Genomic DNA, 14,934 nt, shown 5'->3' with positions numbered 1-14,934 from the left:
ACGGGCGGCATTATGGTCGCCCGCCCCGTCGGACTACAACTCGATGCGCTCGACCTTCCCGACCAGCAGGATGTAGGACAGCGCGCCAGCCAGTGCCAGGACAGAGATATAGGTGATGGCCGGGGCAAACGAATCGCCGCTGGCAAGGAAGCCAATGACGATCGGCGTGGCGATCGCCGCCAGGTTACCGATGAAGTTGAACACCCCACCCGTCAGCCCGAGCAACCGCGCCGGGGCCAGTGTGGAGACCAGCGACCAGGTGATCGACGCCAGGCCATTGCCGAAGAACGCCAGGGCCAGGAAGGCGATCACCAGCGGCGTCGATTCAACAAAGTTGGCGCCGATGATCGAGGTGGAGATCAACAGACCGCCAATGATCGGCAGCTTGCGCGCAAACCCCACCGTGGCGCCGCGGCGAATCAGCCAGTCGGAGAAGAACCCGGAGCACAGCACGCCGACAAACGCCGCGAGGAACGGCAACGACGCCAGCAGACCGGACTTGATGAAATCCATGCCGCGATATTTCACCAGGTAGGTCGGGAACCACGTCAGGAAAAACCACAGCGTGGAGTTGAGGCAGAACTGCCCCAGGTAAATGCCCCACAACTTGCGTTGCGTCAGGACAATGCCCAGGTCGGCCCAGCTGAATTTGGCCTTGACCTTGGCGGTATCGGCCTGGATATCCACCAGCCCGCCGCCTTCGCGGATCAGTTCGATTTCGGCGGCGTTGGCGCCTTTGAAATCCCGTGGCTCGCGGTACACCGCGTACCAGATCGCCGCCCAGAGAATGCCCACCGCGCCCGTGGCGACAAACACCATGTGCCAACCGAACGCGTGTTGCAGCCACGCCAGTACTGGCGTCAGGAAAGCCAGCCCGACGAACTGCCCGGAGGTGTAGAAACCGATGGCCGTGGCCCGCTCACGCTCAGGAAACCAGGTAGTGACCACGCGGCTGTTGATCGGATAAGCCGGCGCTTCCAGGGCACCGACCGCCATGCGCAGCACGAACAGCGCGATGAAACTGGCGGCAAAACCCAGCATGACCGTGGCCACCGACCACAACAGCAACGCCACGCTATACAGAATGCGCGGCGGCACCCGGTCCACCAGCCAGCCACCGGGGATCTGCATGGCGGCATAGGTCCAGCCGAACGCCGAGAAAATCAGCCCGACATGGATCGGATCGATGCCTAGGTCGCTGGTCAACGCGGGGGCGGCGATCGAGAGGTTGCTGCGGTCCAGGTAATTGATCACCACGGTGATGAACAGCAGGACCATGATGAAAAAACGCTTGCGGCTGGGCGTCACCAACGACGCCTGCGCGCTCAGGGTGTGCGCTTGCATGTGAGGTGCCTCTTTTTATGTTTATTGAGGGCGAAACTAACGAGCAGTCGAGTCGACCCGTGGCGAGGGAGCTTGCTCCCGCTGGGCTGCGCAGCAGCCCCCTGTATGTATGAACTGACATCTCTGCGACTGCTGCGCAGTCGAGCGGGAGCAAGCTCCCTCGCCACAGGGGTAGTGGGTGTCTAGGCGATCACCACTCGGCAAAACTGCCATCGGCATGACGCCAGATCGGGTTGCGCCAGCGGTGGCCGATGGCCGCGCGTTCGATGACGTATTCCTCGTTGATCTCGATGCCCAGGCCCGGGCCATTCGGGATTTTCACGAAGCCCTTGTCGTAGTCGAACACCTGCGGATCCTTGATGTAGTCCAGCAGGTCGTTGCTCTCGTTGTAGTGGATACCCAGGCTCTGTTCCTGGATGAACGCGTTGTAGCAGACCGCGTCCAGTTGCAGGCACGCCGCCAGGGCGATTGGGCCCAGCGGGCAGTGCAGCGCCAGCGCCACATCGTAGGCCTCGGCCATGTTGGCGATCTTGCGGGTTTCGGTGATGCCGCCGGCATGGGAGGCATCCGGCTGGATGATGTCCACGTAACCTTCGCTGAGCACCCGCTTGAAGTCCCAACGGGAAAACAACCGCTCGCCCAGGGCAATCGGGGTGCTGGTCAGCGGCGCCAACTCCTTGAGGGCTTCGTAGTTTTCGCTGAGCACCGGCTCTTCGATGAACATCAGTTTGTAAGGGTCGAGTTCCTTCATCAGCACCTTGGCCATCGGTTTGTGCACCCGGCCGTGGAAGTCCACGCCAATGCCGACGTTCGGCCCCACCGCATCGCGCACCGCCGCCACGTTGGCCAGGGCCAGGTCGACTTTTTCGAAGGTGTCGAGAAACTGCAGCTCTTCGGTGCCGTTCATCTTCACCGCCGTGAAGCCCCGCGCCACCGCCTCTTTCGCCGCACGAGCGGTGTCCGCCGGCCGGTCGCCGCCGATCCACGAATACACACGGATCTTGTCCCGCACCTGGCCGCCCAGCAGGTCGCTGACCGACACACCCAGGGCCTTGCCCTTGATGTCCCACAGCGCCTGGTCGATGCCGGCCAGGGCGCTCATGTGAATGGCCCCACCACGGTAGAAGCCGCCGCGATAGAGCACGGTCCAAATGTCTTCGATGTTGCGTGGGTCTTTGCCGATCAGGTAGTCGGACAATTCTTCAACGGCAGCCGCCACCGTGTGGGCACGGCCTTCGACCACAGGCTCGCCCCAACCGATCACGCCCTCGTCGGTCTCGACCTTGAGGAAGCACCAGCGCGGCGGAACGATAAACGTGGTCAGCTTGGTGATTTTCATCTTGTTGTCTCTCTTGTCAGATGCAGCGCACAGGGCGCTGGAAAAGTCTTCAGTTCAAGGCGTTCCATGCGGCCACGTAGGCCTTGGCGCGCACCGCCACTTCATCCGCTGTCAGGCCCGGCTTGAACAGCCCGGAACCGAGGCCGAAACCCTTGACGCCGGCTTCGACAAACACCGCCATGTTGTCCGGCGTAATCCCGCCCACCGGCACCAGCACGGTCCCGGCCGGCAGCACCGCGAGCCAGGCCTTGACCACTGCCGGGCCCATTTGCTCGGCAGGAAACATCTTCAACACATGAGCGCCTTCGGCCAGTGCGGCAAAGGCTTCGGTGGGCGTGGCGACACCCGGCGACAGGTACAGACCCGCCGCTTTCGCCGCCCGCAGCACCTTCGGATCGCTGTGAGGCATGACGATCACTTGGCCGCCAGCGGCTTTCACCTGCTCCACCTGCTCCGGCGTGAGCACGGTGCCGGCGCCGATCAGGCAATCGGCGGGCAAGGTGCTACGCAGGATGCGGATGCTTTCGTACGGCTCGGGGGAATTGAGCGGCACTTCGATGACGCGAAATCCGGCGCTGTACAGGACTTCGCCGATGGCCGCCGCCTCTTCGGGACGCAGACCACGCAGGATCGCAATCAGCCCGTTGTGCGCCAGTGCTTGAGTGAGCATGTCAGACCTCCAGTCAGGTTCAGGGGGCGGTGGAATCGAGCAACCCGGCCGCTACGGCCAGTTGCCACAAACCGCGTTCGGTGGCCTGTTCGGCCAGGACCACCCGGGCGAAACCGCAGGCGTCGAGGGCCCGTTGATAACGGACACAGAGTTGGGAGTTGCCGATCAGCACCACCGTCGGCAGATGGAGGCTGTCGCGTCGCCGACGCTGCACCTCGGCCAGCGCCGTCAGCTCATGGCCGATCAGCAGGCCCGAGAGGTAATCGGCCTGGGCGCTGGCCTCCAGTTCGCCGGTCAAGCCCAGACTGCGAGCGCTGAACACCGTGGACAGCGGACCGATCTGGCCGTCCACCGACAACGCCACCTGTACGCCACGATCAAAGGCCACGCCATCGAAGGTCGTACTCCGTTGCTGGGTGCGGCCGAGAATGCTGTGGTCACTGAGCACGGCAAAGATCTCGCCGGTCATGAAGGTGTCGAAATGCACGATGCAGCCATCGGTCACTTCCACCCATTTCGAATGACTGCCGGGCAAGCCGATCAACACCGCTTCGTCCGGCAGGCTGTGCAAGGCGCCGAGCACCTGGGTTTCTTCACCGCGCATGACATTGGGCAAGCGTGAACGCTGAATCACGCCGGGCACGATGTGCACATCGACACCGCGAAGGCTGCGAACGGTTTGTAGGGAATGTCCGAGATTGGCGACGTTGGCGGGTGTTTCGCAGTAAGGCGCTTCACGCCAGCCCTGAGCACTGCCGACCATGCCACAGGCAATCACGGGCAAGCCTGGCTGGGCATCGAGCCAGTCGCCGCAGGCCTCGTCGAAGGCCAGTTCGAAACCGTCGATGCACACCCCGCCGGCCACGGTTCGCGGCCCGGAAGGCAACTGCATGATCCCCGATGACAGCGAGCGCTGCTCGAGCACCTCGCCACCGGCTGCGAGTTTGTAAGCCCGTAATGAGGTGGTCCCCCAATCGAGCGCGATCAATTGCGCCTGCATCCGCTTCACCTGTTCTGTTTTTTGGCAGTGAGTGGAACGGACTATAAACCCGGGCGCGACAAAATCTCAATATATAAATATCACTCCCATATATTGGGATTTGATGAGCCAACCCTAAAGCCCATCGCCATCCGTTCAAGACCCTGCTACGTTTCTGAGCGGACGCCAAACAACTAGGGAAAAAGTGATGGGACAACAGCTGAAAATCCTCGGTCGCACTTCCTCGATCAATGTCAGAAAAGTGTTGTGGACCTGCCAGGAATTGGAAATCGCCTACGAACGCGAAGACTGGGGTATCGGTTTTTCCTCGACCCACGACCCGGCGTTCCTGGCCTTGAATCCCAATGCCCAAGTGCCGGTGATCATTGATGAGAACGGTGTGCTCTGGGAGTCGAACACCATTTGCCGCTATCTGGTGGGCAAACATGGGCGCAAAGACCTGCTGCCTGTCGAACCTGCCGCACGGGCGCGTGTCGAGCAGTGGATGGACTGGCAAGCCACAGAGCTCAACCCGTCATGGGGCTACGCATTCCACGCCCTGGTACGCAAGAATCCAGACTTCCAGGACCCACAGCGCATCGCCGCCGGCGTCAAGGGCTGGAACGAGAAGATGGGTTTGCTGGAGCAGCAGTTGAACCGCACCGGCGCCTACGTGGCCGGTACGGCGTTTTCCCTTGCGGATGTGCTCATTGGCTTGTCGGTGCACCGCTGGCGCCAAGCGCCCATGGAGCGTCCCGACTATCCGGCGGTCGCCGCCTATTGCAAGCGGTTGGAACAGCGCCCCGGATTTGCCGAGTACGCATCTGCCGCATATTGGTGAAGTGCTCAGTTGCCGTGGGCGAAATCCCGTAGCACCTTGCCGTCCATTCGGTAGCGCACCCATTCTTCCTGGGGCTGCGCGCCGAGGGATTTGTAGAACTCGATGGCCGGGGTGTTCCAGTCCAGCACACTCCATTCGAAGCGACCGCAATCATTGTCGCAGGCAATTTTCGCCAGGTGCCGCAACAAGGTCTTGCCCGCCCCGCCGCCGCGCTGCTCTGGCGTGATGTACAGGTCCTCGAGGTACAGGCAATTGCTGCCCAGCCAAGTGGAATAACTGAAGAAAAACACCGCGAAACCAATCGGCACACCGTCACGCAGGCAGATCAAGCCGTGGGCGGTCGCGCCCTCGCTGAACAGGCTACGCTCGATGTCCGCCACACTGGCGATGACTTCGTGACGGGCCTTTTCGTAATCGGCCAGCTCGGTGATGAAGGCAAGGATTTGAGGCGCATCGCTGGGTTGCGCAGGACGGATCTCGATGGACATGAACAGGCCTTGTAGCCAATTGAAAGCGCCATACTAAGCCGCGACGCGGCGCTCGTCACATATCGATCCAACTATTTGATCGCGGCGCACGCCTCCTTCAGAACCGCCATTCGTCGCGTCCGAGGCACCAACCCAAATCCAGCGAGGCCCAAGATCAGGTAAGCATTCTGAAAAATGGAGGCGACACCCATGATCACTTCAAGGCTGACCGCATTCACCTTCGCCGCGTTGCTGTCCTCGGTGGCCTTCGCGGCTTCGACCTCCGGCACCGGGCCGACCGACCCCGTGCAAGCGCCCAACTCCCCCGCCACGCAAGGCCTGCCCAAATTGAACACCGACGGTACCGGCGGCGGCCTGAACAATGGCCAGCCACCCGCCACCGGCACCGATCCGCGTGTACAGGGTAATGACACGGGTCGTCAGGGCGGCATGAATACGCCGGACTCGACAGCGCCTGATAACGCCGAGACCGGGGTGGGCTCGAAAACCACGACCGGTGGTTCGGGCTCCGAAGGGGGCGCCGCCAGCCAATAGCCTCTGCTCAGACATTTGAGGAGGAACATCCATGCCTCGTGGAAGCAAAGACAAATACACCGCCGAACAAAAGCGCAAGGCCGAGCACATCGAAGAGAGTTACGAGAAGAAAGGCCTGTCCAAGGACACGGCCGAGGCACGCGCTTGGGCAACGGTCAACAAACAGTCCGGCGGCGGCGAACGCTCCGGTGGTTCGGGGAAGGCGAAACCGGCCGCGGCAAAGAAAACTGACCGCAAGGAATCGGCCCGCCGCGCCGCCAAGACCCGCGAAGGTCATCCACGCACCAGCAAGGCCTCTCATGAGGCCCAGACGGTGGACAGCCTGATGAAGGAGGCCCGGGCGAAAAACATTCCCGGGCGCTCGAAGATGCGTAAGCAGCAATTGGTTGAGGCGTTGCGCAAGGCGGGGTGATTGTCGGCGTCTGGGTGCACGCCTTCGCGAGCAAGCTCGCTCCCACAGTGGGCCTGCGCTGTGCTGGAGTTCTGCGTCCCGGCACAACATCCTGTGGGAGCGAGCTTGCTCGCGATAGCGGTAGATCAGTCGCCAGAGATCGCTATGGGTTGTTCAGCGTTGTTTCAAGCGGTCGATCACCACCGCCAGCAGCAGGATCGAGCCGCGGATGACGTATTGGTAGAAGGTGTCGATGTTCTTCAGGTTCATCGCGTTTTCGATGATCGCCAAAATCAGCACGCCTGCAATGACGTGGCGGATCATGCCGATACCACCGCTCAACGACACCCCACCCAGCACGCAAGCCGAGATCACGGTCAGTTCGAAGCCCTGGCCGATCATCGGCTGGCCCGAGGTCATGCGCGAGGCCAGGATCACCCCGGCCAGGGCACCGATCACGCCATGCACGGCAAAGATGATGATCTTGGTGCGATCAACGTTCACGCCGGCCAAGAGCGCCGCTTCCTGGTTGCCGCCAATGGCCATGGTGTTGCGCCCGTAGGTGGTGTAGTTCAGCAGCCAGCCGAAAAACAGGAAGCACACGATGGTGATCAGGATCGGCACCGGCACGCCGAACATCTGCCCGTTGCCGAACACGAAGAACGATTCCTGGGACACACCCACCGCTTTGCCGTTGGCGAAGATGTAGGCCAGGCCGCGGACGATCTGCATGGTCGCCAATGTGGTAATCAACGCATTGACCCGCAGCTTGGCAATGACGATGCCGTTGATCAAGCCGACGATCAACCCCATCACCAGCGCCGCGCTGATGCCAAGGAACACGCTGTTGGTGTCGCGCATCACCACCGCCGCGACGACGCCGGCACAGGCAATCACCGAACCGACCGACAAGTCGAAGTGCCCGGACGCCAGGCAATACAACATGGTGCAGGCCGCGATGCCGGTGGTGGAAATCGCCAGGCCCAGCCCGCGCATGTTCAGCGGCGACAGGAAGTTGTCGATCATCAGGGTGCAGAGCACGAAGATGCCGATGGCCGCCAGCAACATGACCCAGTCATCCAGGAAGCGACGCAGGTCCAGGGGTTTGCGTGCCGTTGGCAGTGCATTGTTTTGAATGGTCATGATTTACCTCTCAGTTCGCCGCGTCGGCAACGCGTTGGCGCGGCAGCGCCAGTTGCAACAGGTTGGATTCGTTGGCCTGGTCACGCGACAGCTCGCCGCGCATGGCCCCTTCGCAAAGCACCAGGATTCGGTCGGAAATGCCCATCACTTCCATCAGGTCGCTGGACACCACAATCACCGCGATGCCATCGGCCGCCAGGTTGTGGATAATCTGGTAGATCTCCGCCTTGGCCCCGATGTCGATGCCGCGAGTAGGCTCGTCCAGCAGCAGGACTTTCATCGGCATCGACAGCCAGCGACCAAGAATCGCTTTCTGCTGATTGCCGCCGGACAGGTACATGATTTTCTGTCCCGCCGTGGGGGTCTTCACTTTCAGCGACTTGATCTGTCTGTCGGCATTGCCCCGTTCCCAGTCGCCACGCAACAGGCAGCCGAGCGTGGAATGAGACGGGCGCGCACTGATGTTGATGTTCTCGCCCACACTGCCCAACGGGATGATGCCTTCTTTCTTGCGATCCTCCGGGCAGAGCAGCACGCCCGCGGCGATGGCATCCCGAGGTGAACGCAGTTTCAGTTCCTTGTCGTGCAGGACGAGACTTCCTTCGCGCTGGCGCTCCAAGCCACTGAGCAAGCGCAGCAGCTCGGTACGACCGGCGCCGACCAGCCCGAACAAACCGAGGATCTCGCCCTTGTGCACCTGGAAACTCACCGGCTCATGCAAGCCCGGCCCCAACAAGCCCTTCACTTGCAGCGCCACATCGCCGCGCTCCCGAGGACGGTAGTCATAGATGTCCTGGATATCGCGACCGACCATGCACGTGACGAGTTGATCATGGGTCAACTCGCTCATGTTCTCGAAGGTCCGCACGTAACGACCGTCCTTGAACACCGTCACCGCATTGCAGATGCGGAACACCTCTTCCATGCGATGGCTGACGTAGAGCACCACTTTGCCCTCGTCTCGCAGCCGGCCGATGATCGCCATCAAACGGTCGATTTCCCGGGCCGACAGGCTACTGGTGGGCTCGTCGAAAGCAATGACGTGAGCACCGCGAGACAAGGCCTTGGCAATTTCCACTAATTGGCGCTGGCCGAGGGACAGGCGACCGACTTTTTCCTGGGGGTCGATTTCGTCGGCCAGGCCTTTGAGCAGCGTCAGCGCCTGTTGGCGCAGCACGCCACGATTGACCAGGCCGAAACGCGCCGGCAAATGGCCGAGAAACAAATTTTCAGCGACGGTCATTTCCGGCACCAGGTGCAGTTCCTGGTGAATCACCGCCACGCCGCTGGCGATGCTGTCGGCGGTGCCTTTGAAGGCCATCGTCTGCTCGCCGATCTGCAAGTCGCCGCTGCTCGGGATGTAGGCACCACCGAGGATCTTCAACAACGTGGACTTGCCAGCGCCGTTTTCCCCCATCAAGGCATGGACCTGCCCCGGATGGGCGACGAAACTGATATTGGCCAGCGCCTGCACGCCGGGAAAGGACTTGCCGATCCCGTTGAATCGCAAGCTGCCGCCGATGTTGTGTTGCCGTGTCGCTGTTTGCGCTTGCATAACCACCTCGAACTTACAGAGATCAAGCGACCCCGCCACTCAAGTGACCAGGGCCGCTTTTGAATCAACCGGCCATCAGTTCCACAGGCCGATTTTTTCCAGCTCTTGCTTGAAGTTCTCCCGGGTGATCAGCGTCACCTCGTCCATGGCGGTGTACTTCGGCGGCTCCTTGCCGGTGGTGATCCACTCGTACATCATTTCGGCGGTCTTGTAGCCTTCGATGTGAGGGCTTGGCAGCATCGAGCCGAAGAAGCCGCTGTCAGGCTTCTTCAATTCACCGATGGCGTCGGTGCCGTTGATGCCGATGCCGATCACATTGGCCGCCTTGAACCCAGCGGCTTCGGTGGCGCGCACGCCGCCCAGCACAGTGTTGTCATTCATGCCACCGATGATCAGGTTCTTGGCGGCGCTTGGCAGCTTCACCAGGGCCGAGTTGGTGGAGTCCATGCTCCCGGGTACGTCGAGGGTCTTCAGCGCCGAATAAAGGATGTGGTCTGCCGGCATCCCGGCTTTCTTCAGGGCATCGACCGAACCGTCGGTGCGCTTCTTGCCGGTATCCAGTTCGTTATAGGTGTTGATGACGGCATAGGTGTCTTTCCAATCCCAGCCACGTTTTTTCGCCTCAGCCGCCATGGCGCTGCCCTGCTTCTGGCCGACTTCGAACGCCGCCATGCCCAGGTACGGTACGTCTTCCATGAACTTGCCATCGGAACCGACGAAGCGGTCGTCGACGGCGATCACTTTCATGTCATTGAGCTTGGCCTTGGCCACGATGGCCGGGCCGAGGGAGACGTCCGGCGGGCAGATCACGAAGCCCTTGGCACCGTTGGCGGCCAGGCTGTCGATGGCCGAGAGGGTTTTCTCGCCGTCGGGCACGGCGATCTTGATCAACTGGAAGCCTTTATCCTTGGCCGCCTTCTCGGCAAACGCCCATTCGGTCTGGAACCAAGGCTCCTCGGCCTGCTTGACCAGGAAACCAATTTTTACCGCATCGGCCGCCAGCAAGTGGCTGCTGAGGCTGACCGCGGTAACCGCCAGGGCGGCGCGACACAGGGAACGGATCCCACGACGATGTTTCATAGTTGACTCCTTGTTTTTTTTATTGAAAGCCAAACGACCAGGGTTCTGCTCCACCGTCGGTGGAAATGCGCAGGCTGGGCGGTCACATCAAGTTGCTACACAGCATAGGCCCAAATAGTCATATCGTATGATGATTGGATTACAGGCGAAGTTTCCCACTGCAATCCAGGAATATTCAGTCGTGGTACATGACTGAACGTCCCCCATCGATGGTGATGCATGAGGCATTGATAAACGGTGCTTCATCGCTGGCCAGGAACACGGCCGTCATTGCCACTTCGATCGGTTGCCCGATGCGCCGTGGCGGGTGCAGATCCAGCGCACGCTGGCGTTCGGCATAAGGATCGGCAAAGCCGTTCCAGTAGTCGACGTTCAGTTGGGTCTCGATATAACCCGGAGCGATGGCATTGACGCGTACGCCTTTGGGTGCGTATTCGATGCCCAGCGCGCGCGTCAGGCCGAGCAAACCGTGCTTGGCCACCGGGTAAGGGAAGCAACCGGGAATGATGTGGGACGAATGGGTCGAAGCAATGTTGATGATGCTGCCCACGCCCTGCTCGATCATCTGCGGCAATACCGCCTTGCAACCGTACCAGGCGCCATCCAGGTCGATGGCGAAGCAGCGACGCCAGTCTTCTTCGGTCATTTCCAGCGGGTCACGGAATACATTGACACCGGCGCAATTCACCAGCACATCGATGCGACCGTGCCGCTCGACGGCATGCCGGGCCATGGCGTGCAGGTCCTGCTGGTTCGACACATCGGCTTTCAGCGCATGCACGTCCGCCCCGCGTTCACGCCAATGAGCGGCAACCGTCTCGACCTTCTCGGCCTGAATATCGCTGATCACCAGCCGTGCCTGTTGCGAAGCGAACGCGGCGACGATCGCCTCGCCAATGCCCTGGGCCGCACCGGTCAGCAGCACCACTTTGTTTTTCAGGCGCTCGCCCTTCGGGGGCTCGGGCACTGGCGGCAATGAAAGCGGCTCAGCCATGGATCAAGACTCCCGGACGCAGGCACGACAAAAACCGGGCATCCAGGGACGACCGGTCAAAAGACGTTGTAAGCAGCCGTGAATCGCGTACGCCGCCGAGGCGTACGGGGGAGGATCGTTGCATCACTTCACCTGTCTTGTTTTTTTAGTGTGAGTGCGTATTGCCGATGGAGCCGACTATAAACCCGACCGCCGAATAATCTCAATATATATATTTACATCCCATATTTTGGGATTCATCCCGCAAACCGAGTACAGGCCACGCCCGGTATGTCGACCCGCATGGACAGCACCGCACCGTCCAGCGGATGACCCAACGGGCTCGCCGCACTGGTGATGTACAAGGTCTTGAGGTCTTCGCCTCCAAACACACAGCTGGTCGGACGGCTGACGGGCAGTTCGATCACCCGGTCGACCTGGCCTTGCGGATTCAATCGCAGCAGGCAACTGCCGTCCCAGCGCGCGTTCCAGATATAACCCCGGGCATCCATCGCCGAACCGTCCGGCCCGCCGCGCGGGTGTGGACCGAACCAGACCTCGGCGGGAGCCAGGCTGCCATCGGGATGGATAAAGTGCCGATACAAAGTGCCGTCGAGGCTCTCGCCGAAATACACCGTGGTGCCATCTGGACTCCACAACAAGGTGTTCGGGATACCCAGCCCGCGTAACAACGGCATGACCCGGCCATCGCCACTGACACGAAAGAGGCCGCCGGAGCGCCGCTCGATGGGTAGGTCCTCTGCGTTTTCACCGATGTTGTTCTGCATGGTGCCGAGCCAGAGCTGGCCCAAGGCATCGCAACGGGCTTCGTTGGCACGATTGCCCAGTTGCGGGTCGGCCATGCACAGCAGGGTCAGGCGTGGTTCCAGGCCCGGCGAGTCGAGGTCCAGCCGGTAGACACCACTGCTCAGCGTCACCAGTGCATCGCCACTCTGCGTCGGGATAAAGGCGGACACATGCTCGGGCATCTGCCAGATCTGCACATTGGCGCCGATCAACCGCAGCGCCTGCTTGCCGGCGATATCGACCCAGTACAACGCCTGGGTCGGCTCATCCCAGAACGGCCCCTCGCCCAAGATCGCCCGATGTTCCGTAACAGCCGTCCACTTCATTGAAACCTCCCGTTCCCTATCTGCCCGGTAGCGTCTGTCCGACCGGCCATGACATTAGGGTAAAAGCGCTTGATGGCCAGGTCAGCGTTATCGATCAGGGTCATGCAGGCCCAGACGCCCCGCGCCGCGTCACGGGCCGCGATGGCGTCGGCGATGTCCTTGTGGATGGGCAAGGTGCGGCGCAGCTCATCCGGGTCGGCAGCCGACACCTCGAACGATACCGCCAGCAGCGCGCCCAGGGCCGGGACCATCTGTTCGATGAATTGATTATGGCTGGCGGCGAGGATGCATTCGTGGAAAAACTGGTCGGCGCGGTTGTAATCCGCGCCGCTGTCCACGGCCCGCTCCAGCGCATGGTAGGCCAGGCGGATCGCCTGCACCTGGTCGGCCGTGGCCCGTTCACAGGCCCAACGCACCGCCATCGGCTCGATGGTGCGGCGCAGGTCCAGCAAGTCATCGACGAAATTTTCCGGCAAGCCGCTGCGTGACAGCCAGCCAACCACTTGGGGGTCGAACAGGTTCCAGCGTCGCACCGGCAACACCCGCGTGCCGACTTTCGGCCCGACCTCCAGCATGCCTTTGGCCACCAGGGTCTTGATCGCCTCGCGAATCACCGTGCGACTGACGCCCAATTGTTCGCCCAAGTCCGCCTCGACCTTGATGGTTTGCCCAGGCTTGACCTGGCCGGCGGCTATCCAGCCCCCCAGCCAATCGACGGTCGATGCATGAAAACTGCTGGACATGAAAACCCCGCGAGCCACTCTTATAGGAGGCTCACGCTAATCATCATACGATTGGGTGTCAATTTGAATTTTTACGTAACCCACCTGTGGGAGCGAGCTTGCTCGCGATAGCAGTCGTCCAGCCAACACAGCTGTTGGATCAACCATCGCTCCCAAAAGGGCTCAGGGTTCCAGGCCTATGGGGAAGAACTCGCCACCGCTCCACACGCCCAACCAGCGCTGCCCATCGATCTCGCGACTGACCGCCAGCTCCACCAGTTGGTAGAACACATTGCGATGGATCAGTGCTTCGAGATTGCTGCGCACATGCACGTAGGGCGCGGGTTCCTGGGTCTGGGGATCGATCACCACCCGCAGCAGATGCTCGCCGCCGGCCTCAGTGGTTTCCTCGACATTGGTGGTGAAGCGCAACAACTGCCCTTCCCCCTGCCCTTCGACCTCAAGGGTCACGGCCACGAACGGCGCGTCATCGACCTTGATACCGACTTTTTCCACAGGAGTGATCAGGAAGTAATCATCGCCGTCGCGGCGGATGATGGTGGAGAACAGCTTGACCATCGGCTTTCGCCCGATGGGCGTACCCAGGTAATACCAGGTGCCGTCCCGGGCGATGCGCATGTCGATGTCGCCGCAGAAGTCGGGGTTCCACAAGTGGACCGGCGGCAGCCCTTTGGTCTTGGGGATCTGCCCCAGCAAGTCATTGGCTTTTTGCGGTCCGCTCATGGTGACTCCTGATTATTTATTCGTCGCTCATCCCCAGCAGGCTGCGGGCATATTCACGCAAAGGCGTGGCGATGAGGTCTTGTGGCTGCTTGTCGTGCAACGTCAGTAAACCGCCACGACTCTTGATCCGTGCAGTATCAATCAAATACTGGGTGCTGGTCTCGATCAACATGATTTGAATCACGCTGGTATCGACACCCAAGCGATCCAAGGCTTCTTCATCCTGCCATTCATCCGTGTTGCCGATACGGTTGTCAGCCTTGGCGAAGCGGGTGTACAGCAAATAATGGGCGCCAGCGGAACGGGCCTCGCCCATGGCCTGGTCGAGGCCTTCGGGAACGCGGGCGCGACGGACCATGGGGAAATATTCGATGAAACCATTGAAGGCTTCCTCGGCCACGACGTTGGGACGCGGATAAGCGCTGCCTGGCGGAGCGAAGGCGCCCTGGGCGATGTAGATGAACGAGTCGGGCTGAATACGCAGGTTGTTCACACGACGGCTGTCGCTATGGTCTAGCAGGCCGGCGTCGCTCATGTGGTAACGAACGCCCTCTCCCATGTCACTGACATTCATGCAGCCACCAAGCGCCAAAATGGCCAGCAGCAAAACCAGGCTACGCATCCTACCCTCCAAAAAACCGGTGTCGGAAAACCGGCGAATGGTCGTGGGATGCAGCTTTTGCGCCAGACCTTGGGATTGATTGGATTTTCCGCCTGGAATGCAGTTGTGGCGAGGGAGCTTGCTCCCGCTGGGGCGCGCAGCGGCCCTAAAACCCGGCGACACGGTGGATCAGGTTGATTGAGTGAGCTTGAGGGGGCTGCTGCGCAGCCCAGCGGGAGCAAGCTCCCTCGCCACAAAAGCATCCCGCTCGACCAACCGATTAGCTCTTGAAACTGACACTGATTCGAGGCATTCCCTTAACCCGCGCCATGCCCAATTCCCGTGGCGAGGGAGCTTGCTCCCGCTGGGGCGCGAAGCGGCCCTAAAACCCGGCGAC

Annotated in this window: 16 protein-coding genes; 3 read left to right on the top strand and 13 right to left on the bottom strand. The window is 61.2% G+C overall.

All coding sequences use genetic code 11. The features are described from left to right. Nucleotides 1–33: 33 nt before the first annotated feature. The 4 genes from BLU76_RS26385 to BLU76_RS26370 form a co-directional block, all read right to left on the bottom strand. A complete protein-coding gene (locus BLU76_RS26385) occupies nucleotides 34–1,344 on the bottom strand; it encodes an MFS transporter (RefSeq protein ID WP_092147175.1) in 1,311 nt (436 codons plus the stop codon). Between the two features lie 190 nt (nucleotides 1,345–1,534). Next, nucleotides 1,535–2,683 carry a galactonate dehydratase gene (gene dgoD / locus BLU76_RS26380; protein ID WP_092147172.1) on the bottom strand — a complete coding sequence of 383 codons (1,149 nt, stop codon included), beginning with the start codon at nucleotides 2,681–2,683 and terminating at the stop codon, nucleotides 1,535–1,537. Nucleotides 2,684–2,732: 49 nt separating this feature from the next. Next, complete coding sequence (locus BLU76_RS26375; RefSeq protein ID WP_003204208.1) at nucleotides 2,733–3,353, bottom strand: 2-dehydro-3-deoxy-6-phosphogalactonate aldolase; 621 nt, start codon at nucleotides 3,351–3,353, stop codon at nucleotides 2,733–2,735. Between the two features lie 19 nt (nucleotides 3,354–3,372). Next, complete coding sequence (locus BLU76_RS26370) at nucleotides 3,373–4,353, bottom strand: 2-dehydro-3-deoxygalactonokinase (RefSeq protein ID WP_092225062.1); 981 nt, start codon at nucleotides 4,351–4,353, stop codon at nucleotides 3,373–3,375. A gap of 187 nt (nucleotides 4,354–4,540) precedes the next feature. Between BLU76_RS26370 and BLU76_RS26365 the strand changes: the two genes are divergently transcribed. Next, the gene (locus BLU76_RS26365) at nucleotides 4,541–5,173 is read left to right on the top strand and encodes a glutathione S-transferase family protein (RefSeq protein WP_092225060.1); all 633 of its coding nucleotides are present in this window, start codon (nucleotides 4,541–4,543) and stop codon (nucleotides 5,171–5,173) included. Nucleotides 5,174–5,178: 5 nt separating this feature from the next. Here the strand turns inward: BLU76_RS26365 and BLU76_RS26360 are convergent, their stop codons facing one another. Beyond that, nucleotides 5,179–5,661, bottom strand: a complete 483-nt coding sequence (locus tag BLU76_RS26360; protein WP_053123788.1) for a GNAT family N-acetyltransferase — start codon at nucleotides 5,659–5,661, stop codon at nucleotides 5,179–5,181. 189 nt (nucleotides 5,662–5,850) lie between these two features. On the opposite strand from BLU76_RS26360, the gene BLU76_RS26355 reads away from it, so the two are divergent. Then, complete coding sequence (locus BLU76_RS26355) at nucleotides 5,851–6,195, top strand: hypothetical protein (protein WP_018613594.1); 345 nt, start codon at nucleotides 5,851–5,853, stop codon at nucleotides 6,193–6,195. A 31-nt stretch (nucleotides 6,196–6,226) separates the two neighbouring features. Beyond that, nucleotides 6,227–6,607, top strand: coding sequence for a Rho termination factor N-terminal domain-containing protein (locus BLU76_RS26350; protein ID WP_092225058.1), 381 nt, complete (start codon nucleotides 6,227–6,229; stop codon nucleotides 6,605–6,607). A 153-nt stretch (nucleotides 6,608–6,760) separates the two neighbouring features. Here BLU76_RS26350 and araH read toward each other — a convergent pair whose 3' ends face one another. The 8 genes from araH to BLU76_RS26310 all read right to left on the bottom strand — a co-directional run bounded on the left by araH (nucleotide 6,761) and on the right by BLU76_RS26310 (nucleotide 14,558). Next, the gene (gene araH / locus BLU76_RS26345) at nucleotides 6,761–7,729 is read right to left on the bottom strand and encodes an L-arabinose ABC transporter permease AraH (RefSeq protein WP_063324929.1); all 969 of its coding nucleotides are present in this window, start codon (nucleotides 7,727–7,729) and stop codon (nucleotides 6,761–6,763) included. Between the two features lie 10 nt (nucleotides 7,730–7,739). Continuing rightward, on the bottom strand, nucleotides 7,740–9,284 hold the full coding sequence (araG, locus tag BLU76_RS26340) for an L-arabinose ABC transporter ATP-binding protein AraG (RefSeq protein ID WP_092147157.1): 1,545 nt from the start codon (nucleotides 9,282–9,284) through the stop codon (nucleotides 7,740–7,742). A 75-nt stretch (nucleotides 9,285–9,359) separates the two neighbouring features. Then, nucleotides 9,360–10,364 carry a substrate-binding domain-containing protein gene (locus BLU76_RS26335; RefSeq protein ID WP_092147154.1) on the bottom strand — a complete coding sequence of 335 codons (1,005 nt, stop codon included), beginning with the start codon at nucleotides 10,362–10,364 and terminating at the stop codon, nucleotides 9,360–9,362. Nucleotides 10,365–10,539: 175 nt separating this feature from the next. Beyond that, nucleotides 10,540–11,358 carry an SDR family oxidoreductase gene (locus tag BLU76_RS26330; protein WP_063324926.1) on the bottom strand — a complete coding sequence of 273 codons (819 nt, stop codon included), beginning with the start codon at nucleotides 11,356–11,358 and terminating at the stop codon, nucleotides 10,540–10,542. Between the two features lie 236 nt (nucleotides 11,359–11,594). Then, nucleotides 11,595–12,470, bottom strand: a complete 876-nt coding sequence (locus BLU76_RS26325; protein ID WP_092147151.1) for an SMP-30/gluconolactonase/LRE family protein — start codon at nucleotides 12,468–12,470, stop codon at nucleotides 11,595–11,597. Further along, nucleotides 12,467–13,213 carry a FadR/GntR family transcriptional regulator gene (locus BLU76_RS26320; RefSeq protein WP_092147147.1) on the bottom strand — a complete coding sequence of 249 codons (747 nt, stop codon included), beginning with the start codon at nucleotides 13,211–13,213 and terminating at the stop codon, nucleotides 12,467–12,469. Before BLU76_RS26320 ends, BLU76_RS26325 begins: the two co-directional genes overlap by 4 nt. A gap of 162 nt (nucleotides 13,214–13,375) precedes the next feature. Beyond that, nucleotides 13,376–13,936 carry a DUF1285 domain-containing protein gene (locus tag BLU76_RS26315; RefSeq protein ID WP_092225056.1) on the bottom strand — a complete coding sequence of 187 codons (561 nt, stop codon included), beginning with the start codon at nucleotides 13,934–13,936 and terminating at the stop codon, nucleotides 13,376–13,378. 16 nt (nucleotides 13,937–13,952) lie between these two features. Beyond that, nucleotides 13,953–14,558 (bottom strand): DUF4823 domain-containing protein, encoded by a 606-nt coding sequence (locus BLU76_RS26310; RefSeq protein ID WP_063324923.1) that lies wholly within the window; start codon nucleotides 14,556–14,558, stop codon nucleotides 13,953–13,955. Between the last annotated feature and the right edge of the window lie 376 nt (nucleotides 14,559–14,934).

Origin of the sequence: Pseudomonas sp. NFACC08-1 (genome assembly GCF_900106735.1) — a bacterium.
GTDB lineage: Bacteria > Pseudomonadota > Gammaproteobacteria > Pseudomonadales > Pseudomonadaceae > Aquipseudomonas > Aquipseudomonas fluorescens_Q.
Note: the sequence above shows the minus strand (reverse complement) of the source record. Positions and strands in the feature narration are given on the sequence as shown.